General features: G+C 50.6%; 16 protein-coding genes. 2 read left to right on the top strand and 14 right to left on the bottom strand.

Annotation, left to right across the window (positions count from 1 at the left end; translation table 11 throughout):
• Positions 1-20: 20 nt before the first annotated feature.
• The 12 genes from MKZ24_RS12465 to MKZ24_RS12410 form a co-directional block, all read right to left on the bottom strand.
• The gene (locus MKZ24_RS12465) at positions 21-1,640 is read right to left on the bottom strand and encodes a response regulator transcription factor (RefSeq protein WP_340783375.1); all 1,620 of its coding nucleotides are present in this window, start codon (positions 1,638-1,640) and stop codon (positions 21-23) included.
• A gap of 5 nt (positions 1,641-1,645) precedes the next feature.
• Complete coding sequence (locus tag MKZ24_RS12460) at positions 1,646-3,427, bottom strand: sensor histidine kinase (RefSeq protein ID WP_340783373.1); 1,782 nt, start codon at positions 3,425-3,427, stop codon at positions 1,646-1,648.
• Positions 3,428-3,585: 158 nt separating this feature from the next.
• Positions 3,586-4,914 (bottom strand): ABC transporter substrate-binding protein, encoded by a 1,329-nt coding sequence (locus tag MKZ24_RS12455; protein ID WP_340783371.1) that lies wholly within the window; start codon positions 4,912-4,914, stop codon positions 3,586-3,588.
• Positions 4,915-5,182: 268 nt separating this feature from the next.
• Positions 5,183-6,751, bottom strand: coding sequence for a response regulator (locus MKZ24_RS12450; protein ID WP_340783369.1), 1,569 nt, complete (start codon positions 6,749-6,751; stop codon positions 5,183-5,185).
• A gap of 30 nt (positions 6,752-6,781) precedes the next feature.
• Positions 6,782-8,521, bottom strand: coding sequence for a cache domain-containing sensor histidine kinase (locus tag MKZ24_RS12445; protein WP_340783366.1), 1,740 nt, complete (start codon positions 8,519-8,521; stop codon positions 6,782-6,784).
• A gap of 72 nt (positions 8,522-8,593) precedes the next feature.
• Entirely contained in the window at positions 8,594-9,430 is an 837-nt protein-coding gene (locus tag MKZ24_RS12440) for a carbohydrate ABC transporter permease (RefSeq protein ID WP_081956643.1), read from the bottom strand.
• The gene (locus MKZ24_RS12435; RefSeq protein WP_042238672.1) at positions 9,430-10,311 is read right to left on the bottom strand and encodes a carbohydrate ABC transporter permease; all 882 of its coding nucleotides are present in this window, start codon (positions 10,309-10,311) and stop codon (positions 9,430-9,432) included. The genes MKZ24_RS12440 and MKZ24_RS12435 overlap by 1 nt, the downstream gene beginning before the upstream one ends.
• 85 nt (positions 10,312-10,396) lie before the next feature.
• The gene (locus tag MKZ24_RS12430; RefSeq protein WP_340783363.1) at positions 10,397-11,746 is read right to left on the bottom strand and encodes an ABC transporter substrate-binding protein; all 1,350 of its coding nucleotides are present in this window, start codon (positions 11,744-11,746) and stop codon (positions 10,397-10,399) included.
• A 15-nt stretch (positions 11,747-11,761) separates the two neighbouring features.
• Positions 11,762-13,222: a glycoside hydrolase family 32 protein gene (locus tag MKZ24_RS12425; protein WP_340783361.1), complete on the bottom strand. Its 1,461-nt coding sequence runs from the start codon at positions 13,220-13,222 to the stop codon at positions 11,762-11,764.
• A gap of 445 nt (positions 13,223-13,667) precedes the next feature.
• On the bottom strand, positions 13,668-14,144 hold the full coding sequence (locus MKZ24_RS12420; RefSeq protein ID WP_340783357.1) for a hypothetical protein: 477 nt from the start codon (positions 14,142-14,144) through the stop codon (positions 13,668-13,670).
• A complete protein-coding gene (locus MKZ24_RS12415) occupies positions 14,141-15,400 on the bottom strand; it encodes a DNA polymerase IV (protein ID WP_340783356.1) in 1,260 nt (419 codons plus the stop codon). Before MKZ24_RS12415 ends, MKZ24_RS12420 begins: the two co-directional genes overlap by 4 nt.
• A complete protein-coding gene (locus tag MKZ24_RS12410) occupies positions 15,393-15,590 on the bottom strand; it encodes a hypothetical protein (RefSeq protein WP_081956645.1) in 198 nt (65 codons plus the stop codon). The genes MKZ24_RS12415 and MKZ24_RS12410 overlap by 8 nt, the downstream gene beginning before the upstream one ends.
• A 336-nt stretch (positions 15,591-15,926) precedes the next feature.
• Here MKZ24_RS12410 and MKZ24_RS12405 point away from each other — a divergent pair, with 336 nt between their 5' ends.
• Positions 15,927-16,928: a VanZ family protein gene (locus MKZ24_RS12405; RefSeq protein ID WP_340783352.1), complete on the top strand. Its 1,002-nt coding sequence runs from the start codon at positions 15,927-15,929 to the stop codon at positions 16,926-16,928.
• 492 nt (positions 16,929-17,420) lie between these two features.
• Here the strand turns inward: MKZ24_RS12405 and cymR are convergent, their stop codons facing one another.
• The gene (gene cymR / locus MKZ24_RS12400) at positions 17,421-17,840 is read right to left on the bottom strand and encodes a cysteine metabolism transcriptional regulator CymR (protein ID WP_042238682.1); all 420 of its coding nucleotides are present in this window, start codon (positions 17,838-17,840) and stop codon (positions 17,421-17,423) included.
• Positions 17,841-18,159: 319 nt separating this feature from the next.
• Between cymR and mnmA the strand changes: the two genes are divergently transcribed.
• Entirely contained in the window at positions 18,160-19,281 is a 1,122-nt protein-coding gene (mnmA, locus tag MKZ24_RS12395) for a tRNA 2-thiouridine(34) synthase MnmA (RefSeq protein ID WP_042238684.1), read from the top strand.
• A 147-nt stretch (positions 19,282-19,428) separates the two neighbouring features.
• Here the strand turns inward: mnmA and MKZ24_RS12390 are convergent, their stop codons facing one another.
• The gene (locus tag MKZ24_RS12390) at positions 19,429-22,314 is read right to left on the bottom strand and encodes a glycoside hydrolase family 48 protein (protein ID WP_340790152.1); all 2,886 of its coding nucleotides are present in this window, start codon (positions 22,312-22,314) and stop codon (positions 19,429-19,431) included.
• Positions 22,315-22,344 lie beyond the last annotated feature (30 nt).

The raw sequence follows: 22,344 nt of genomic DNA, 5'->3' as shown, positions 1-22,344 counted from the left end.
GCTCAGAAGTTGTGATGTTTTCAGGGGTGATTCTTCAAATACCATTCACGGTAATCTTTGGGACTTTTGCCGCTGTTTTTCTTGAAAGAGGTGCTGAAATAGCTGGAGCTGGAATAGCCGACAAGCATAGCGATATCGGTCAGCTTCAGTTCGTTCTCTTGCAAAAGCAGTTCCGCCTTGGCCATTCTCAGCCTGGTGACATAGTCGCTGAACGTAATGCCCACATGCTGCTTGAACAGCCCGGATAAATAGGTCTCATTCAGATGAAACATTTCGGCGAGGGAAGAAAGCGTCAACTCGTAGGAGAAATTCTCCTCCACATATTTTCTGACCGCTTCGACCATATGCTGTCCGCTGGAGAAGCGGAGCTTCTTCACTTCATCCATGACAAGCTGCGCCAGCTCATCGATCTGCCCCCGTACGCCTTCACGCGACTGGTAATCGGCAATGGTCATCTGACAGTTCCACAAATACTTCTGCAGGGCGGAGCCGCCGAGCTCGAACTTTTTGGCGATGGAGCTGAACATCAACAGCATCCGCAGGGCCAGAAAGGTAAAAGCAAACATCGGCGTATCTATTTCGCTACTGAAAATGGTGTCAAGCTGCTGGCGGAAGGTGCTCATGTCCAAATTTTCAATCGCCTGTACCAGCTTCCGCTCCATCTCCGGGGTAAACGCCTGCGTAAGCTCCATCACCCGGCTCCGTTCGCCCTCTCCATCTTTATACACGGTGCTTTGGCTCCAGGACAGCATGCACGAAGCATAACCGTTCTTCAGCCGCTTGAGTCCCTTCACTTCCTCGCCAATCCCCGTTACACATTCCAGCTTCAGGTAACTGGCGATGTTTCGTTTCAGTTCTTCTACGAACCGGTCCGTTCGACCCGCATGCTCCGGCCCCGGCTTCATAATAACCAGAAAATACATCATCGCAGAATTGGCGACATCGCTGAATGGATAGATTCCCTTCCGCTTAGCAGCCGTCTCCCGGCATAACATCTGAAAAGCCAAATTTAGCAGATCCCGGCGCTCCTGCCGGTCCGCCATCCGCCCCGCCGGCACTCTCATCTCCACAGCAACAAACTGCAGCTTCAGATCATCCGCCGTCAGCGGGGTCAGCTGGAGCTGCTGCAGTCGTTCCCTGATAGCTGCCAAGCTGTACCACTCGTCCTTGACCATTTGCAGCAAAAAATTCTCCTGCAGCAGCCGCAGCTGCTCATTTTTCTGCAGCAGATCCTGCCGGGAGGCCTGCAGGTTTTTTTGCTCCTGTCTAATTTCTTCACCCAGCTTGCCAAGCAGCTCATTCAGTTCTGCGCGGGCTACCGGCTTCAGCAAATAATCCTTCACTCCAAGCTGTATGGCCGATTTCAGATAATCAAAGTCGGAGTATCCCGACAGCACAACCGTCCTCAGCAGCGGATACTTCTTTTTACAGATGCGGATAAATTCAATGCCGTCCAGCTGTGGCATACGGATATCGGAGATGACCAGCTGCGGCAGCGGTCCCTGCTCCAGCAGCTGCAGCGCTTCATTGCCGCTTGAGGCCTCCGAGACAATCCGGAAGCCGGCGGCTTCCCAATCGATTTTGGCTTTGATGCTGTTGCGGACCCCCTTCTCGTCATCCACCAGCATAATCTCATACATGATTATCACCTCTCTATCAGCGGCAGCTTCAGTGTAATGGTTGTTCCTGTATCTAGCTTCGAATCAAGCACGGCTTCAAACTGCTCGCCGTAATACAGGCGGCAGCGGGAGAGCACATTGCGCAATCCGATGCTGTCCCCTTTATGATTTAAGATTCCCACACTGTTCCTAAGCTCCGTATCGGCAAGAATGCTGGCGATCAGTTCCGGTGTCATTCCTGGACCGTTATCCTGTATCTGCAGGTGCAGGCGCTCTCCACACACACTGGAGGTGATCGCCACCTCGGCGACCCCCCCTTTTTCCAGGCTGTACTTCACCGCATTCTCTACCAGCGGCTGCAGAATAAACTTGGCGATGAGCAGCTGATCCGCGGCGGAATCCTGCCGGACCGTCACCATCAGATGATCCTCATGCCGCAGCTTTAGGAGGAACAGGTAGTCACGGATGTAGCCCAATTCCTCGCTGACTTGTACCAGATCCGTATCGAGACTCAGCGAATAACGCATCATTTTACCCAGTGCTTCCGTGGCGTCCATGACCAGATCCTCTCGTTTCATCGCCGCCAGACCGCTGATGATCTCCAGTGTATTGTTGTAAAAATGTGGATTGATCTGCAGCAGGAGTGCTTTGTATTCGGCATTTTTCCGGCGCAGATTGGTCTCGAATTCTGTCTCAATCAGATACTTCAGCTGATGGGTCATCTGCTCAAATACACCGGCCACATAGTCCACTTCGCTCTGCCGCGATCTAACCTTTGGCATATCCTTCATCGCCAGCTCGAACTGCCCGTTTTTGACATGCCGCATGGCCCGGGCCATGGCACTTAGTGGCTTCGTTATGCCGGTGGAGAGCCACAGCGCGACAATAATCACAAGGATCAGTAGAACAAAGCTGGCAAGGAGCAGCGTTTCTTTGAGCTTGGTGATGGTGGCATACAGCTCCGCCTCCGGCACCTCGCCGACGATCAGCCAGTTCTGTGCAGGCAGCCTGCGGTAAAAGAACAGATAGTCGGTCCCCCCTTGGCGAAGCGGAAAAATGCCGCTGGTCTGACCTTCACTATGTTTCTGCAAAGCAGCAAGTCCGCCGCTAAGCACCTGCTCAGCTCCTGTCAGATCCTGATGGAGTACACTTAGGCCTTCAGCCGTCAGTAAAAAGGCTTTGCCGCTTTTGCCGAAGCTGATTTTATCCATATCCTGGCGCAGCAGTTCCGTAGGATAATTGATTTTGATCACTCCGACATCCTTAAGGGACTGGAGCTGCACCAAAGGGAGCACAAGGCTATTGATCTCGCGCGAACGCATGCTGTCGTCGGCCTGATCCCTGTCCTGATGAGCCTGTGTCCAGCGTACGTCCTGCTCCTTGAACTGACTGTACCAGCTGCTCTTCAAATAGCTCAGGTCCTGTGTCCATAACCCGCCCTTATCCTTCGCAAAGGTGGAAATGGAAATCACATTCGAATTATTGATCGCATAGGAGGATAACAGCTCACGCAGCTTTTGCTTGGCCAGATACTTTTCACCCTTAGTGCTCTCATTGTTCAGATCGGCGGTTATCCATTCTTGTGTGATGCCGCTGCTCAGCACCTGGTTGCCCATATCCTCAATTTGCGTCAGCAGCGTGCTGACATGGGAGGCAAATTGGTCTATGGTCTGCAGAGTGGAAGTCTGGGTAGACTTTCGGATCTGCTCCGCCGATTCCTTGCTGAGAATAAAGACAACCGCCGTAATCGGAAGGATCAGCAGGATCGAAAAAGCCAGCATCAATCTGCTGCGTAACGAGTAGAACATGACAACCGCGCCCCTTGCTATCATTATGGTCCAAAAATTCAAAAGTACCCCACAACGTGGAGCTAAATCTTGAAGCTTCTTTAAGCTGAAAGAAGAAACAGCTTTACCGCCCTTTTTATAAAGGGCGGCTGCCGTTTCTACAATGTTTGGTAATTTTATTATTTTTGCGGTAGATCTGCATACGCCTTGTCAATCTTTTTGATGGCGTCGGCAACGGATGCATCCACGTTGCGTCCGGCGATGGTCACTTCCTCAATCATCTTGTTTACCGCTTCGGACATTTGCGGGAAGATCGGTGTAATTGGACGCGGTCTGCCGAATTTCTGATTCTGTACGACAAAGATATTCTTCGGATATTGACCTAGCTCAGGGAACTCCTTGGCTACTGAATAGCGGGCCGGAATATCTTTTGTGATAGAGCAATAGGTCTTAGCCCCTTCAGAACCAGTCACCCAGTTTACAAACTGCCAGGCAGCTTCGGCATTTTTACTCTTCGAGGAAATGGCCAGCGACCAGCTTCCATTCGCGACAGCCTGCTGGGTTTCCTTCGGAAGTGGCGCGATATCATAATCTTCGCCTAATTTGAAATTAGGAAACTTGTCGGCATAATTGCCCAGTGACCAGGAGCCGTCAACCGTCATCGCCAGCTGGTTGTTCGGGAACGGATCTGGCGGGTATTCCAGAGAGGACACTTTATCTTTATTATACAGGTCGGAGAAGAATTGCAGCGCCTTTTTGGTCTCTGGCTTATCCAGGTAGCCTTTGGAGGTTGTTCCATCCGGGCTCATGATATCGCCGCCAAACTGCCAAATTATCGGATATTTAAAGTATGCTGTTGCTCCAGCATTACCGAAGCCTTGTGCCGGATCAATGCCGTACACGCCTTTGGCCGGGTCGTTAAGCTTTTTAGCTGCATCCAGCACCTGATCCCAAGTCCAAGGCTCTTCCGGGTTCTTGGAGGGAAGAGGAATTCCCTTCGCTTCAAACATTTTTTTATTATAGAAAAGAGCAATGGAGGATTCGGTGAGCGGAGCCATGTAAATTTCATTATTATAGGTGTACGTGGCAATGGTCGATTCCGGAATATCCTCCAGGTTACCGTCCTTCTTGAAATAGGTGGTCAGCGGCTGTAAGGCACCCGCCTGGGCGTAAGAAGCCATATTCGGGCCGTCGATGGCCATAATATCAGGCGGATTGCCCGAAGCAATAGATGTTCTCAGCTTGGTGTCGTAATCGGCATACGGAATCGGACTCATCTCAACCTTGATATTAGGATGCGCTTCATTAAACGAGGCCACCAGCTTGTCATAGGCTGAATTTTCGGTGTCATTGCCCGAGTTTCTCCAGAACGTCAGAGATACCTTCTCTTCTTTGGGTGCTGACGAAGCTCCCGCCTCCGGCTGCGCGTTATCCCCTTTGCTTCCACATCCGGCGAGCAGTCCGCATGCCAACATCGCGCTTAGTACCACTTTACTCTTACTGTTCAATAATGCCCTCCCCTTTCATCTACTGTCTGCGCTTACAACTGAATATTATCAGACATACCCGATGATAAAATTCATTATCCTCTGCACTAAACTTTCAAAATGTTCGGTATTTCTAGCACCTGAGTGGACGCTGCGCGAACGGACCGTTGTTCCAATCGCTGTTTAAACGGGAAATGGACAATATTTATAAAAACGCAAAGCAGCGATCCTCTAAATACCAGGAGAATCGCTGCTTTGCTGAGATTTACCGTTTAACAATGAAGGTTTGCTACGACTCTTCACTTTTCATCATATGTTCTTCTCTATACTGGCCGGGACTTACGCCCACAACCTTCTTGAACACCTGGCAGAAATACCGCTGGTTATCATATCCGACATTTTGGGATATTTTGAAGATTTTGAAGCTGCTTTCTCTCAGCATCTTTTTCGCTGTCTGAATGCGCAGCAATGTAACATATTCCAGAATGGTCTGTCCGGTCGACTTGGAATATAAGTTGCTTACATAGGAAGAATTGAGCCCGAATCGTTCTGCCAATTGATCCAGCCCAATATTTTCATGGTAATGGGATTCAAGGTACGCTTTGATTTCTTGAACCACTTTTTCCTTCATGGTAGTCTTGGTTACACTCAAATAAAATTGCACACTCTTCGCTAAATCCTGCAACTGTTGCTGCAAAGACGCCCAATCCGGCGTTTCCAGTATCCTGTCCATCAGTTGCGTGCGGGCTCCGATCACTTTCTCAATCTTGATTCCATAGTCCTGTTCAATCAGATCGAGCATCCGGTTTCCCCACTCTATGCCTGCCTTCTTCAGCAGAACAGGAGCCATCAGCCGTCCCGTCCCCCATTCCGTCCAACGTTCAAGCATCTCCTCGAACTCTTTCTGTTCGTAACGGACGAAGGATTGGATGTTCTCAGACCAATGGGTCAGCCACTGCTCAGATACGCGGGTAATCTCCTCTAAGCCGCTCCCCTCCATAACCGGAACCCCAAAGAATACCCCCATTTCACATGCCTTATCGGCTGCCGCAAAAGAGAGGTTTGCCTGTATGATTCCTGTTACCACCGGCCCCAGTCCAAACGACAATGAAATATCGTCCGCTGAGCTGTCATTCGAGAAGGCTTCGGCTGCAGCCAGCAAAATTTCTGTTAATGGCTCATTGTCCTCCATGGCCGCCATGCATAATAAGATGACTTTCTGCTGCTCGTACAGCAGCTCCACAACGATTCCGCGATTCGTCAAAAAGCTAAGGAGAGCATCCGTAGCGCCATTGTTCTTCATTCGTTCGAGCCACAGCGTCTCCGTGCTTCCAATCACGAGGACCGCAAACTGGTTATATCGTTCGTAGGGGGTCTGATCAAACGATGGGCGTTTGGCATGGACGATTAGATCTGTAAACGCCGCCCGGTCCAAGGCTGCCACATTCCGAAGCTCAGGGCGATTCTCCGTTGGATCCGCTTTACGCTCCAGACGCTTGAGCGCTCTCGAGACAGTCTTGGCTACTTCCTCCAGCTCTGCCGGCTTGATCAGATAATCCACCGCCTCCAGCTCAATGGCTTCTTTGGCGTATTCGAACTCGGAATACCCGCTAATGATGATACATTCCGCCTTACGGCCTTTCTCCTTCAAGGCACGGATCAGCTCCAGCCCATTCAGGCCGGGCATCCGAATATCTGTCAGCACAATGTCCGGATCGGACTGAAGAATCCGTTCCAGGGCTTGCTTGCCGTTAGTTGCCGTCCCCACGATCCCTATCCCATAAGCATTCCAGTCGATCACGGCCGACAATGTCTCCACCACCAGCTGCTCATCATCCGCTATAAAAAGTTTATACATGATGTAATCCCACCTTCATATAGCCCGGTCTTAATCCATTATTCCGATCCTTAGAGTAACTTTGGTTCCGATGCCTGGAATGCTGTCTATGCGCAGCCCGTGGTTCTGGCCATAATGCAATTGAATTCTTTCCTGGATATTCCTTAATGCATAGCCCTTAGGCTTCGTAACCGCAGGATCAAAGCCTACTCCGTCATCCTCGACTTCGAATACAAGCGTATCTCCTTCGATTCGTCCCCGAATGTAAATATTCCCTTGGCTCTCCTTCAGCTCAATTCCATGAAAAATCGCATTCTCCACCAGCGGCTGTATCAGGAGCTTAAGCATGCGGATATGTTCAATTTCCGGTTCGAGCTCAATGGTCACCTCGAATTTTCCGTTATAGCGGATATTTTGAATCTCCAAATAATTTTTCACCTGGTCGATCTCATTGCGGATAGTGGTAATATAGTCCCCATTATTCAAGCTTAACTTAAACATGTTAGACAGCGACATAACCATTTTCGAAATGTTTTTGGCACCGATTCGTTCAGCCATTAGATATATGGAATTCAGCGTATTGTACAGGAAGTGAGGGTTGATTTGACTTTGCAGCGCGTGCAGCTCTGCTTCCCTCTCCTTCAGCCTGGCTTCTATTAATTTGTCTGATAATTCGGAGTTGGTGCGGAAGGTCCTCAAGAACTGATTGCCTATTTTCCCAATTTCATCTTCCTCCTGAAAGAGGATTCCTTCGATCATCTCCCGTTTGGCCGCTTTTCTGGCGACGGAGGACAGTAAAGTCAATTGCTTCGTGATACGCTTCGAGATCAAATACGAACCATAAGCGGCCAGCAGGAAAGCCACCATTGTCAGCGTGAGCGTAACATTACGTATCCAGACAATCTCCGAATTGATGTTAGAATAAGGGATCATGCTGACCACTTTCCACTGGGTTACCGGATTGGTATCGAAGGTGATGACATACCGTTCTCCGCCCATCGTTTCGATGCGGGTGCCCCGTTCAGGCAAGCCATAGAGCAGATTCATTTCTTTGGGAGGAAGCTGTTTCAGGCCGGCAGTGCGGGAATTATAATAAATGACTTTATTTTGCTCCAGGATCATCAAATTCCCGTTTTCCGCATTGGAAATATTTCGAAACATTTCATCGAAGACCCGCCTGTCGATTGAAATAATTAACATGCCGATCGGTTCGAGCGTCTCCAGGTTGTTTAACTGTTTACCGTACAGCAGCAGGTTCGGACTGTCCTTGACCAGCCGGACTTCATCGCTGTTCAGCCACAAGCCCCGCCCGCCCATACCTCCCACCTGCTGATACCATTTCGTCCGTGAGACCGCCTGGTAGATATTGTCGTACGTTAACCTGTCCCATTGGTTCGTGGTAATCAGTTCCCTTTGCCCGCTGCCTACGTAAACGTAACGTATATAGGATTTGTTGTTGGTAATATTGACGATCAGACTGCGGGTCGCATTTTGAAGGTCATAGATCTCCTTGAAATCATTTTTAGTATAGGAAAGGAAATTCTGAACGTCACGGGAGGACAACATCAGCTTCGAGATCGCCTCCACATCATTCACGAACGTCTGGATATTCCAATTGATGGAGCCCAGCAAATTGGAGGTAGTATCGGACATCTTGTTTTCGATCACTTTGCTTAAATAGACGAAGGTTAAGGAAGCAATCAGGACAAGCGGCAGCAAGGAACAGGCGATGGACAGTATAATGATTTTGCTTCGGATGCTGATCGACAGGAACAGCCGGTGTATTTTCATGAGATCCCCCTGACCCAGCAAAGTTGCAGCCTGGTACTTTCAGTATACCCTCTGGCCAAGGGATGCGGGAGATCAACCTTTCGTTGCTCCTGCGGTCATGCCGGAAATAACGCTCTTGTTGAACATGAAATAGACCACCATCGTCGGAATGGTCGTGATGCTGATGGCAGCAAAGGTCGCTCCCCAATCCGTCAAACCGTACTGTCCAATATAATCCATTAAGCCAACTGGAATGGTCCGTGATTTCAGATCATGAATAAACGTATTGGCAAAAATAAATTCATTCCAGACGAATATCAGATTCATAACGACAACTGTAACTATCGTATTCCGGGATAGAGGGAAAATCATCCGCCAGAACACCTGGTACACACCGCAGCCATCCATTACAGCGGCCTCCATGATCTCATTCGAAATGTATTTATAGAAGCTTACGAACAGATAAATCGAGATCGGCAGGGCAAAACCTACTTGTGGCAAAATAAGAGAAGCGAGCGTATTGATAATTCCTATTTTGTTATAAAGAATGAACAGCGGGATGAGCACGACCTGAATCGGAATCATAATGCCGCACAGAAATAAGAACAACACACTTTGGCTCCATTTAAAAGACATCTTCTCGATCACAAAAGCGGCCATGGCACTGAATAAGATCACAAGCACGATGGTCGTCACAGCGACTATGAAACTATTGGAAAAATAAGTCCCCAGGTTCCCTTTGCTCCACACATTGAAATAATTATCGAAAGTGTATTGGCTTGGCAGACTGAGCGGATTATCCCCTGAAAAATCATTAGGCCCTTTAAAACTGGAGATGAACACCCAGACCAGCGGATACACTTGAATGACAAGCAGAGCAAAGGAAACAACTAGAAGAACCGCCTTGGAATAGCCAGAAATTTTCATCATCAGGTCTCCTTACTGTCCATCATCCGTCTGATAAAGGCAACTGCAATGAGGCTTTCAATGACGATAAATACAGCCATCGCGCTGCCATAGCCGAAGTCCAGACTGGAGAATGCGGTTTTATACATATAGGTTGGCAACAATTCTGTTACGCGGCCAGGACCCCCGTTCGTCATGATATACGGGATGTCGAACCCTTTCAGCGCCCCCGTAGTAGCCATAATGATCGACACCATCAGAACCGGCTTGATTAGCGGCATTTTGATCGAACGAAACAGATTCCACGAAGAAGCTCCGTCAATTCTGGCCGCCTCCTCGATATCGGCAGGAATGGAAATTAACGCACTATACAGGATAATCATATAAAGACCGATATAACGCCAGCCTTCAGGTACCGATACCGCACTCAGAGCCCAATTCAGGTCGGACAGCCAAGGCTTGCTCCAGTCTCCAAGACCGATCTGCTGCAGACAAAAGTTCAGAATTCCGACCGGCTCAAACGAGTACACATTTTGGAACAACTGTGCTATCGCTACTGAGGTGATGATGGCAGGGGCAAAATATAAGGTTTTGAACAATTCTCTCCCTTTGGTGATATTGGTCAGCAAGATGGCAACCAACAAACCGAGCAACACCTGCATGGCTACAATAATGGAAACATAGATCAGATTGTTGCTGAATGCCTTCCAGAATGTCTTGTCGCCGCCGAACATCTTGGTGTAATTGTCAAAGCCGATATAGAGCATATCTGAAACTCCGTCCCAGGAGAAGAAACTGAAATACATCGACCAAAGGATAGGCGCCAGCACGGTGAGCAAATACACCAATAATGCAGGCAGCAGAAAGACGAGAGCGGCTTTGCGGTTGCGCAGGACTTTATCCATATGCTTGCTCATTCCCTAATTTTAGTTTTTTTATTGTACTTACAGCAGCCAACCGGCTTTCGGTTGGCCGCCATGTTTAGTATCGCTATTTGAAGTATTTCGGCGCGTTTTCTTTAATCGCCTGATCCATTAGTTCGGCAAACTCTTCCGGAGTATGGGCTCCCAGAGCCAGGGCATTCAATTCATTGCCGAGCAGCTCATTCGTGGCCGGATCAAGGCGCGTATCCCACGGGACCGCAAAGACGTTGCCGGATTTCGCGATTTCGTCCTGAATTTTATAGAAGAGCTCCGGCATCCCCTGCTCTTGATCCAGTGAATAATTGAAAGGCGAGAATTGGCCTTTTTCCGTATAGGCCTTCGGGTATTGCTCCAGAAGGAATTTGACGAATTCCTTCATCGTATCATCGAAGGTCTCCTGGTTGAAGGCAACGCCGATACCCGAGTTGATAAAATAATCATTGTCAGCCGTTGTGGCACCTTCCATCATGGGAAGCCGGAAAAACCCGATATTGTCCTTCATTTCTGCGCTTACTTTATCATTTACAAAGTTCATAGTTTCCCATGAACCCATGTAATACATCCCGGCTTTGCCGCTCAGGTACAAATCGCGCGCTGCGGTGTAATCCGTTGCAGTGAATCCTTGCTGAAAGTACCCTTTGGTGCCCAGATCGTGAACAAACTTAATCCCTTCCATGCCGGCCGGGTCCTTGAAGGATGCTTTGCCTTGCTTTACATTTTCGATAAAATCATTGCCTGTCATGCGGAACGGTTTGTACGCCAGGTACCGGAGAACCGGCCATTTATCCTTGCCATCGACGGCAATCGGCGTAACCCCGCTTTGCTTCAGCTTCTCGGCAACCTCCATGAACTCATCGAACGTCTTCGGCGGCTCCAGGCCAAGATCCTTGAACATCTTGATGTTGTACCAGAATACCTCGATTCCATATTCTAGCGGGAAAGTATACATGCTGCCGTCTGCGAACTGCTGATATTGCAGGGCCACCGGACGGAAATCTTCATATTTCCCCAGCTCCTCCAGCAGTTTTTTCATATCGACCAGTTTGCCTTGCTCCACGAGCTTGGAAGCATAGGCATCCGGATCTGTATCAAACATGGCGGGCATCTCATTGCTCGCAATCAATGTCCGCAGCTTCTGCAGATAGGACGGGCGATCACCCGTGCCCTCCAGAACCAGCTCGAATTCCGGATGCGTCCTTGAGAACTCATCTGCAATCTCCTTTACAGTAACAGCCGGAGGGCTGTCTACGCCGCGGGCCACGAACCACTTGTATGTTTTCTTGTCCACCTTCTGCGGATTCGCCGATCCGGTTTCTGAAGCGCCGTTATTAGTATTTTTGCCTCCGCATGCGCTCACCATCGACGCTAGGACAACCAGTGATAACGAGAGAGTCAGCCATTTGACATAACGTTTCATTTATAAGACCTCCTGTTAGTTGGGAACCGAAATGGATGCCTGTTCAAAATTCGCCCGGCCTTCCTGAACAAAACAGCCCCAGTTGCCGGTTTTTAAATTATACAAACGTGTAGTCAAGGCGACCTGGTCGGCCAAGTATACGACGCAAACCGAATTCTCCACAACGATCTCGATATTATAATCCGTATCGGCATGCAACTCTATGGGTACTTCCAGCTCTACCGCATGCGGGTGGTCTCCTTTGATATGCCACTGCATCTCACCCTCTATCCGGCGAGGCCACATATCGAACACCAGGCGGTTATGAATGGGTTCAAGGCGAACATAATAGGCATCGTCGTTGTCCTCGCTAACACGAAGCATAATACCGCAGCTTCTGGTTCCTTCGGAGAAGGATAACCGGGCCGAAATTTTGCAGATTTCCGGCATGGAACCCGCAGATACGCAAGAGAAGGTCTCGTCAGCCACCGCCGCTATGCCTCCCTCTGACTCCTTCCAATCCCCAAGCCGGGAGCCCCACACGGCAGCCTGTTCATTTGAAAAATGATGGGAGACTGTCTCCGGGATACGAACCGTTAATGTTCCATCCTGTTCCTGAACAAGTTCGTGCACGACCAAATTCCCCGCCCATTGCCAATCACCGTAGTCATCCTCGTTTTCCTTGCTGGGGTCCCAGCCAAAAGCATATCGCTTGTTCCCGTCACTCCATGTTTTGGCGGCATAGAACGCCCTGGCGTCAAACGCATCGTTTCTCGGTGCCGTCCAAGGACCGCTTAAAGATTTACTCATGCGGTAATGGGTGACAAACCGCTCCGAGAACGTGGAGTAAACCAGATACCACCATTCCCCGATTTGAAATAAGTCCGGGCATTCGTGCGTCACGTACATTTTCGGATTCCAGAACGGTTCGCGGATTTCCCATTGCCTCAGATCCTTCGAAGCACAGAGCCCGATGCTTCCCCGGCGCCGGGAAGGACCTTCTTTGTTCCTTGCGGCGAGAAGCATCCAGTACTCCCCCGCCTCTTCGTTCCAGAATACAAAGGGATCGCGCCAGTCATGCCTTTCATATTGAATTCCGTCGGAATAGAAGGTATCCTCGGGGATTTTCCGCCACTGCTCCATATCTGTGCTCACGGCGTGCATGACGCATTGGAGCGGCACCCCGTTCTCTACGAATTCCGGATTCGGATTGAGGCCGGTGTAGAACAGATGATATTCTCCCTGGGCTTCGATGATCGAGCCGGTGTAACAGTTGAGATCCTGCTCGCTCACACTTCCATGCTTCAGCATTTCGCCCATTTCTTCATAGTGTACAAAATCGCTTGTGCGGAGCTCAAACCAGGAAGTTCCCTCCCCATGAATACTCCTATTCTCCCTCCAGTCATGAAGATAGAACAAACGGAATGTACCGTCTTTATAGTAGGGAATGAGATCTCCCACCCAGGCTCCTGCCGGCCTGTAAAACAAATTCGACAATGTTTGCAACCCCTTTCTTTTAACGTGCCTTGAGTATATAACATTAAGAAAGCGCTTTATATTCCAAGTTCTTTATCCTGTGTTCAATATTTTTGGTTTTAAAAAAAACCTCCGTCTGCCATCACAAAGTGGCAACCGGAGGTTCTTTTGAATTATTATTTTAAAGTATTACCTCAGACGAAAATAGTGTGACAACCAATACTGTTCTCATGGAAGCGCTGCTCCAGATTGCCCACGATGCCTTCAAAGGGTCTGACGACAAAATTAATGGGCAAGAAAAAAAGGCCTCCTTAGAGACCTGTAATATAACATGAGATTACTATACTCGAAGGAGGCAGGGCTTCAGTATACAAGAGTTTCAACATGCAATGAAGTGGCAAAAAGACTGTTCTGACTCCTTGGGACCTAAAAACGTTGGAGCACCACAGCACCGGCTAAGCTGCTGTTATAATTTCTGATGATCCTTCAGTGCTGCCCCGAGCTCCGCTGTATATTTGGTCAGCCGTAAGCTGATCTCAGTGCGCATCACATCACGCGTAAGTCCGAACCGTTCCTGATATCCCCGGCAAAAGATTTTGTGATACACCAGGAACTCCTCCTGCTCGTCGGGCAGCACTTTGATATTGCGCTGCTTCAGCTCTTTTTGCAGCTGGTAGGTATCCTGCATGATCCGGCGCTGTATCGCTTGCCCCGCTATCACAAAGGCGCGCTTAAGGATGCTGCCGGACAGCTCGATCTCCTTCAGGCTCCGGCTGACCATAGTATCTATGTAGGGGAGCAAAATGAGGTCACGCACCATCGTCCGCTCCTCGACAGTGATCATTTTTCTGACCGTATCCTCCTGCTTCTCCTCAAACTGATCCACATGCTCACTCATCAACATCTTAGTTTTCCACCGCTCATTTCCGTTTAATTTGCTCATTTATAATGGCCCCCAATCTGCTGCGCCCGTTCCAGTGCAACCCCGGATTCCAGCAACGAGGATGCGCGGATAAGCGCCCGGCTGCCGTATCTGGTTTTGATCTGATCCACTGCCCGTTCTCTGCTCAATGTGCGGATGCGGTCATCGAATAAGGTGAGCTGTATGACACTGTCATCGGTCAGCTGGGAGATAGAGATCGCTAACCGGCTTAACGGCATCCCCGTCCAATGATCCACAAATAAGCGGTAGGCAGCCGCTGCCACCTCATGCGTTAAAGACGACGGCTCCGGCAGTGTCATTTGTCTGCTGTAGGAGTTAGATTTGTTACCGTCCGTCTCTGCCACCACGATAGACACCACCGACCCCATATACCGGTATTTCCGCGCCCGCTGACACACCTCGATCACCAGTTCCAGCAACACAACTTCAATCTCCGGCAGCCGGGTATAGAGGTTCCAGCGCAGCGCCTTCCCGTGTCCAACCGACTTGATCTGGTGCCGAATCCCGGTAACAACCGGGCTGGGATCGATCCCGCGCGCCGTCTGCCAATAATATTCCGCTTGAATATCGCTCTGCTTACCCATGGTTGTGCGCATTCTCCGCTTGAATTCCCCCAGCTCCATCCGCGCAATATCTCCAATCGTAGTAATCCCCATACGGTAAAAATTCTTGGTCATCCGTCCAGCCACCATAAACATTTCATGCACCGGCAGCGGCCAGAGCTCTGTGTCTATATTGCTGTAATCGAGCCTGAAGACCCCTCCTTCCTTCTTCTTGGCAAAGTTGTTAGCCATCTTGGCCAGAATTTTGGTCGGTCCGACTCCCACCCGGGTCCACACCCCCGTTGACAACAGGACATGATGCTGGATGGAGTGAATCATATCTGGCAGATCTCCTCCAAAAACACTCAAGGAACCGGTCACATCCAAAAACTGCTCATCAATGCTAAAGGCCTCAACCTGGTCGGTATACCCCTTGTAGATTTCTGAAATCATCAGCGAGATCTTGATATACGTACTCATCCGCGGGCGGATCACTATGAGATCCCGGCATTTGGTCATGGCCTCACCCACGCGTGAAGCGGTGGTTACACCATGAGATTTGGCGATGGGGCAGGCAGCCAGGACAATACCGTTCATCCGCGTGGGATCGCCGACTGCGACAGGCTTATCTTTATACTCGGGATGCGCAGCCTTTTCGACACTTGCATAGAAGGATTGGCAATCCGAGAGCAGAATGATCCGGTCTTTAGGCATACTTCTGCCCCCGTACCGGGTGCCAGGACAAGATGCTGTCTGTCAGGAAAACACGGGGCAGGCCGGTGCTCAGACAGGTAGCCCGTATGCGGCCGTCACGAATCCCGTGCACTTCAATCTTCCGCTGCGTAATCTTGCCCGCTTTGTCCAGGTATATCATTTCAATCGTTTGGCCGATGCTCATTTTCATGACTGATCGCCTCCGGTAGAATAAGAACATTTGTTTGTATTATAACCAGGATTGAGATTTTTAAGCAATGGTAAAATAGAACATTTGTTCTTATTGGAACAGTATATGCAGCTAAGGGGAATCGGTAGAACCGGGAAGGGAATTTAGAGGTAAAAAAAAGCCGGAGAGGGTCAACCCTGTTTGCAACGGCAGCTATTCCAGTCTCGGCTAATGGATGAATTACAAGTATGTTGACCTGCACGGCCGCTGCCCGCCTTGCTGGACCGACGAGGATCGCTTATACTATGTTATCCTGCAAGGGACACTAAACTGTGTGATAAAGAGAGGTCAACCATCATGCTTCAAGGCAAAAAAAGGTCTGCCGCCTGGATCGGCTTGGGCCTGTACACGGGCCTCACCCTATTTTTCTTGTTTGCCGGTTTCAACCGTTCTTCGGCTCTGCCAAAGACGGACTTAAGGTATCGCCTGGTCTTTGACGGGATTCCGTTGCAATTTCCGGGCGGGGGTTATTCGAATCTTTGGGTCTTCAATCTGGGTAACTATCTGGCGTTCGTACCGTTCGGCCTGGTGGTTCCGCTACTGATTCGCTGCCGCTTCCTGCCGTTCCTCTTAGTCTTCTTAGCTGCCATTACCGGGGTTGAGCTGATTCAGATGGTAACGCATTTGGGTGCGTTCGATATCAACGATATCGTCATTAATACGCTCGGTGCGACTGTCGGCTACGGCGCCCAGCGGCTGATCCGCCGCGATCGGACAACGCCAAGAGGTTTACTCAAGCTCCTGTCCTCCGGCGCGGTCTTGACGTTGATCGTCTACTCCGCCGTGAGCGGTCTCAATTATTATCTGGATCATGGCCGCGGAGAGATCAGGGCAATGGACCGGCTTTCCCTTGAGCGTGGTGAAGTACGGTGGGAAAAGAAGCTAAACAGTTTCACGGTAGCGCAGGAGCAGATCGAACCGGCGATCAACCTGTATAGCCCGGATAATCCGGAACGCCACGAATTCTCACTGCGCCTTGACGGACAGTATAAGGAGCTTGCCGGGAATTTCGGCATCCCTGACGATGCTATATTTGCTAAGAGCAACGGCGGCAGCAGCGTCATTATCAGTGCCGACGGAGAAGAGCTTTACTCCCTGAATGTGAATATCGCACCGGGCGAGAATCCGCCGCTGTCTTTTCAGGTGCCGCTTGAAGGCAGACAGGAGCTGACCATTGCAGTCATCACCGATGCTGCCGACCCCCGAACCCATGCGGTATTGTGGGACCTTACACTCATGGAAGCCAATGCAGGCCAAAAGCTGGCAGCGCGGCTTCATCGGTTGCTGGGCGGGAGATAACGCATGTCAAGCATGTTCGAAAAAAGAACAAAATCACCTTATCCACAGCAGACGAAAACTATAATTTCCTAAACTAGAGTAAAGGGCTGGATTCAACCAGCCCCTCCTCATCAAACCGTACGTGAGGTTTTCCCTCATACGGCTTTCCGATGTCTGTCATTCATGGGCATGCAGATTACAATAGCGTTTTTAGTCCATATTGTCTGGCAATATACTTTACCTCGGATAATGAATGAACCCATCCACCTTCTTGTCGATGCGCTTTTACACACAGATTTCGCCATGCGCAAGCATCCTAGCTACAAAGGTGGCTTGGTCCCTCCTTTGGTTGGACTTTCACCAACTAGATAATGCGTGCCTCTGGGCACGCCAACAATAAAAAACAAGTCTCTCCAAATTTCTTGAAAAGACTTGTCAGAAGCTTTTATCCAGTTGAGTGAGCGATTAAGTTTTTCAACAATCCCTTTGAAATCAACAGGTTGCAAGCCCCTGTTAAATATAAAACATATAATTATCCGCTTGACTCTCTTCCTTGAAGTTGATCAGGTCGGATAAAGTGGTGGAATCCAGCACATCGGCGATGCTGTCGCGGATGCGCAGCCACAGGTCGCGCTTGGCCGGGTCATCTTCTTCTGTGAAGTCCACAGGAGAAATCGGGCCTTCGAGTACGCGGATAATGTCTCCGGCAGTAATGGTGCTGGTCTCGCGGGACAGAATATACCCGCCGTATGCGCCGCGGATACTTTTTACAAGTCCGGCATTACGCAGCGGGGCGATCAGCTGCTCCAGGTAATGCTCGGAGAGTCCGTTTTTCTCGGCAATGCTCTTAAGTGATGTTGGCCCTTCGCCAAATCTCAGGGCAAGCTCCATCATAATGGTTAATCCGTAACGTCCTTTGGTTGATATTTTCAAAGGGGCACCTCTTTCGGTTTAGTTGCTGGTTCTGTGGTTCCTGTTTCGCTGGTTAGACATGAGATATGTCATATCAACGTATTCCGATGTTTGCTCTCAGCTTATGTTATCATATCTTTGGACACATTTGGAACACCCAACGGGAATAATTCGCGATTTTGTTCACCAGTGGTGGACAAATTGTCAATTTTGAACCGTTTTTCGCTATATTTTATAACAGCCTTCTCCTGTTTGGGGTAGACAGGTATGTTATAATACACAATGAGCCGGGTGTTCAGTCAGAACGCCGGTATTTTGTGCATAGAAAATGGTGATCACGATGACAAAAGCTAATCAGGATATCCGTGTCGTCGTCGGTATGTCGGGTGGGGTCGATTCCTCTGTTACAGCGCTTCTGCTGAAGCAGCAGGGTTATGACGTCATCGGCATCTTCATGAAGAATTGGGATGATACCGACGAGTTCGGCGTATGTACGGCAGAGACCGATGCCGAGGATGTGCGCCGCGTGTGCGAGCAGATCGATATTCCTTACTATACCGTTAATTTCGAGAAGGAATACTTTGATAAAGTCTTTTCCTATTTCCTCGAAGAATATAAGGCCGGCCGGACACCGAATCCGGATGTGATGTGCAACCGCGAGATCAAGTTCGGGGAATTCCTGAACAAAGCGCTGCAGCTTGGCGCAGATTACGTGGCTACCGGACATTACGCCCGGGTCATAGAAGAGGACGGCATGTTCAAGCTGCTGCGCGGCGTGGACAACAACAAAGACCAGACTTATTTCCTCAACGCACTGAACCAGTATCAGCTCTCCAAGGCCATGTTCCCGATCGGGCATCTGCCGAAGCCGGAGGTGCGGAGAATTGCCGAGGAAGCCGGACTCTACACCGCCAAGAAAAAAGACAGCACTGGCGTCTGCTTCATCGGAGAACGCAATTTCCGTGAATTCCTAAGCCAATACCTGCCTGCACTGCCTGGCAATATGGTCGATATCGCCACCGGCGAAGTTAAGGGCCGTCACGACGGACTCATGTATTACACGCTGGGCCAGCGTCAGGGCCTTGGTATCGGGGGCTCCGGCACAGGCGAACCCTGGTTCGTGGCCGAGAAGGATCTGGCAAGCAATACCCTGTATGTTGTGCAGGGCGAGAAGCATGTCAGCCTGTACTCCACCAGCCTCACGGCTTCAGGCGTGAACTGGATCGATGCAGCTACACTTGGTGATACGCCGCTGAAGTGTACCGCCAAGTTCCGTTACCGCCAGCCGGATCAGGGCGTTACGCTGACGAAGCAGGCAGATGGAACCGTGCATGTTGCTTTTGATGTTCAGCAAAAGGCGATCACGCCGGGACAGGCTGTGGTGTTCTACCTTGGTGAAACATGTCTCGGCGGCGGAACCATTGAGGCTGCCGAGAAGGTCGTGCCGCTGCCGCAGGCGTAACTGCATCACCTGCCGGAGACGAGCCCCTAATGCATACAGAAGAACCTTCAACACCACTGGATCGTGGAGCTGAAGGTTCTTTTAGTTCGTTATTGTACGGAATAATGCTCAGACAGAATTACCTTAACTTTACCGGATTTCAGCTTATTACGGCTGAACCCCCCATACCCTTACGCCATTCAAGTACAGCGGTACCCGGTTCCAGTCTGTATAAGCCGTTTTGGTTGAATCATAGGAATAATCATCAGCCTCATTGTAATTGCTCCAATCGGATTTGTTGATGCGCAGCTGAATCTCACCGGTGTTCGCGCCGGGTGCCAGGCTGCCTGCGCCGGCACTGAAGGCAATCTCCACGTAATAGTCCGCTCCTGTAGCCGCAGGATCGAGCTTCACGAAGCTGCCGAGCACATTGCTGCCGCCGAGTGTTGCATAATCGACATTGAACTGCTGAGGTTTCTCTCCGTCAATCGTGTAATAGTAACGGAGCTTGACCTTGCTGAGATCTACCGCTGTCGTCCCGTTGTTGACAATCCGCAGCTGCGGGCGGAACTGCGAATCGGTGGCGTTCGTATCCGTTGTACGGTATTGAACCACCAGGTCCGCTGCAGCAGGCGTAGCCGTTGGCGTGACCGTCGGCGTAGCCGTTGGCGTCGGCGTAGATGTTGGTGTGGCCGTTGGTGCAACTGTCGGCGTGACCGTTGGTGTAGCTGTCGGTGTAGCCGTTGGCGTTGCTGCCGGTGTGGCCGTTGGCGTTGCTGTTGGCGTGGCCGTTGGCGTTGTAGTCGGTGTAGCTGTCGGTATTGGACCGCTGCCGTTATTGATTAGCCGGTCGTATTCCGCATAGGCTGTAGCGATGTCCACCTGTGACCAGAAGCGGTGGTAGGTGAACTCAGGTGCGCCATTATCCCATGTTTTGGTTGTTTTGTTGTACGAGCTATTGTACTTGCCTTCCAGGTAACTCCACTTGGGATCATTTGTAATATCGGGAAGCACATCGGTATAGCTCGCATAAACTCCGTTTCCGCCTTTGGCCGGATCAGAAGGTACTGTCGCACTGCCCGGTATAGTGTTTCCTTGGCCGAAGGTCCCCGTCCAACCCGCAGGGAAATAGACCTCTTTGGTGAAGAACCGGAAATAATCTGCACGCTTCTCCAGTGTGGTAATGCCCACTCCGTCATTATAGCCCCAGGCCGTATCCAGCAAGGACTTGGCTAATTGTGAAGCGGTTCCGCCGAGCGCAGTATTGCTGCCATGCTCCGCTTTATTCCCTGCGGCAAAGAAAGTGAGCGCTTTAATGTAACTGCCCAGCACGCCGCTATCCTGTCCCGGATCTTTGGTCACTGCCTTCAGGCCGCTGTTGCCGTTAAACGAGCTGAATCCGCTCCAGGTATCGGGTTGTCCGTGCCACTCCACATTGCCCGGAATCCAGAACTCGCCGGGTGCGGATACGGTGGCAACCTGCGGATCATCTCCGCCCAGAATCCGGTTTCCCTGCTGATCCAGATAATAACCGGCGGCATCGGATACCGGACGGCTGCCCACGAAGGCATAATCTGTAGACCAGTCAATCCAGTTCTCAATGGCCCGTTTGGCCATTGAGAAATTAGCCGAGGTGGTATCCCCGCTGGAAGCCAGGATATAATACAGCTCTGCTACCCGTTCCATGCTCCAGGACTGCATCCCGAACCAGTTGTTGGATGGCGGGTCATGATAGACAGGAGCCTCGTCGTAGGCCATGCCGTAGAAGGTGCTTGTGCCGGCTGGATAAGCGCTGTAGGAGCCGCCATAGCTATTGGTCGCTCCGCCCGCAATGGCCCCTTCAGAGGATTGCAGCCAGTTGTAGAATTCCAGCTGGCGGGTCAGCGATTTGCCCCAGTCCGTTCCGGCTGTTGCCGAAGACGGAATCAGCCCTCCGGCTGCGGTCGACAGCGCATAGGCTGCAACTACATTCTGATACCCCTGGTGCGCATGGCTGGCGCCGATTCTCCAGGCCCAGTCTCCTCCGGTTCCCAGGCCGCCGCCCCAAGCCGTATACCAGGCCAGCAAATACTGGCTGGAATCCTTGCCCGTTCCCGCTTCAGGTGTGCCGTCAGCAGCACTGCCGACCTTCTGGAAGTACTTATCGTACATGCCGTAACGCAGGAAGTCGCCCATTTTCTTAGCTTTGTTCAGATAGACCGTATTGGTGTATCCAAGGTCCTTGGCCCAGTACATCGCTTGAACAGCGCGTGCATCCGCGTCTGTAGCATTCGTATAACGCCACTGGGCGGAAGGTGTACTATTTTCCTTGGTGAACAGGCTCATGAAGCCTTCATTCGTCTTGCCGAACGATTTGTCATCCTGTGAAGGATGCGCCACCGCTTCCCAGACGGATTCCTGCACTCCGCGCTGGAAGGTATTCACATAGGCAGCGGTATGCGCAGGATTCAGCAGATTACCGAAGCCATACCAGTTGTCCACATCCACCAGCCAGTGCATCAGATAGGTCTGGTTATTGCCGTAGGTGGACTTCAGCTCCGCATCCAGCGGGTCCTTGCCCGGGGTGTACTTGCCGTTCAGCGCACTTGGATACAGATCCGGCTGGGCATGCTCCGAGGCGTAGGTTGCCGGACTGTTCGGGTTGTAGCTGCTCATTGTCGGCTGCTCCTGCACACCGTCGCCTTCATTAACCGGGATGATGTATTTCTCCATATTATCCCAGGCGGCTTCAAGCTTGCTCCAGTCTCCGGTATTATAGCCATACAGCACTTCAAGCCACATCCAGTAGCTGTAGGCCTCGGAGGTGGTCATATGCCCATAGTTGGGCGCCTCGCTAAGCAGGGTCTCCACCGCGTGATACGGGATACCTTCAGCCGAGAAATAGCCGCTTGCCGGGTTTTTCAGCTGGTCATATAATTGCAGAAATCTTGTCTTCTCCACCGATGCCGCCTTGGCTGTCCCCGGGTTGAAATTGAAGATCCCGCTGGTGAGGGAAAGGGTCAGAATGGCCGTCATAACTATGGAGGCCGGTTTCTTGAATGAACTTAACTTCATCATTTCCGCATACTTCCTCTCTGGAATGAT

Source organism: Paenibacillus sp. FSL R7-0297, from assembly GCF_038009025.1.
In the GTDB taxonomy this organism is placed as follows: domain Bacteria; phylum Bacillota; class Bacilli; order Paenibacillales; family Paenibacillaceae; genus Paenibacillus_AQ.
Note: the sequence above shows the minus strand (reverse complement) of the source record. Positions and strands in the feature narration are given on the sequence as shown.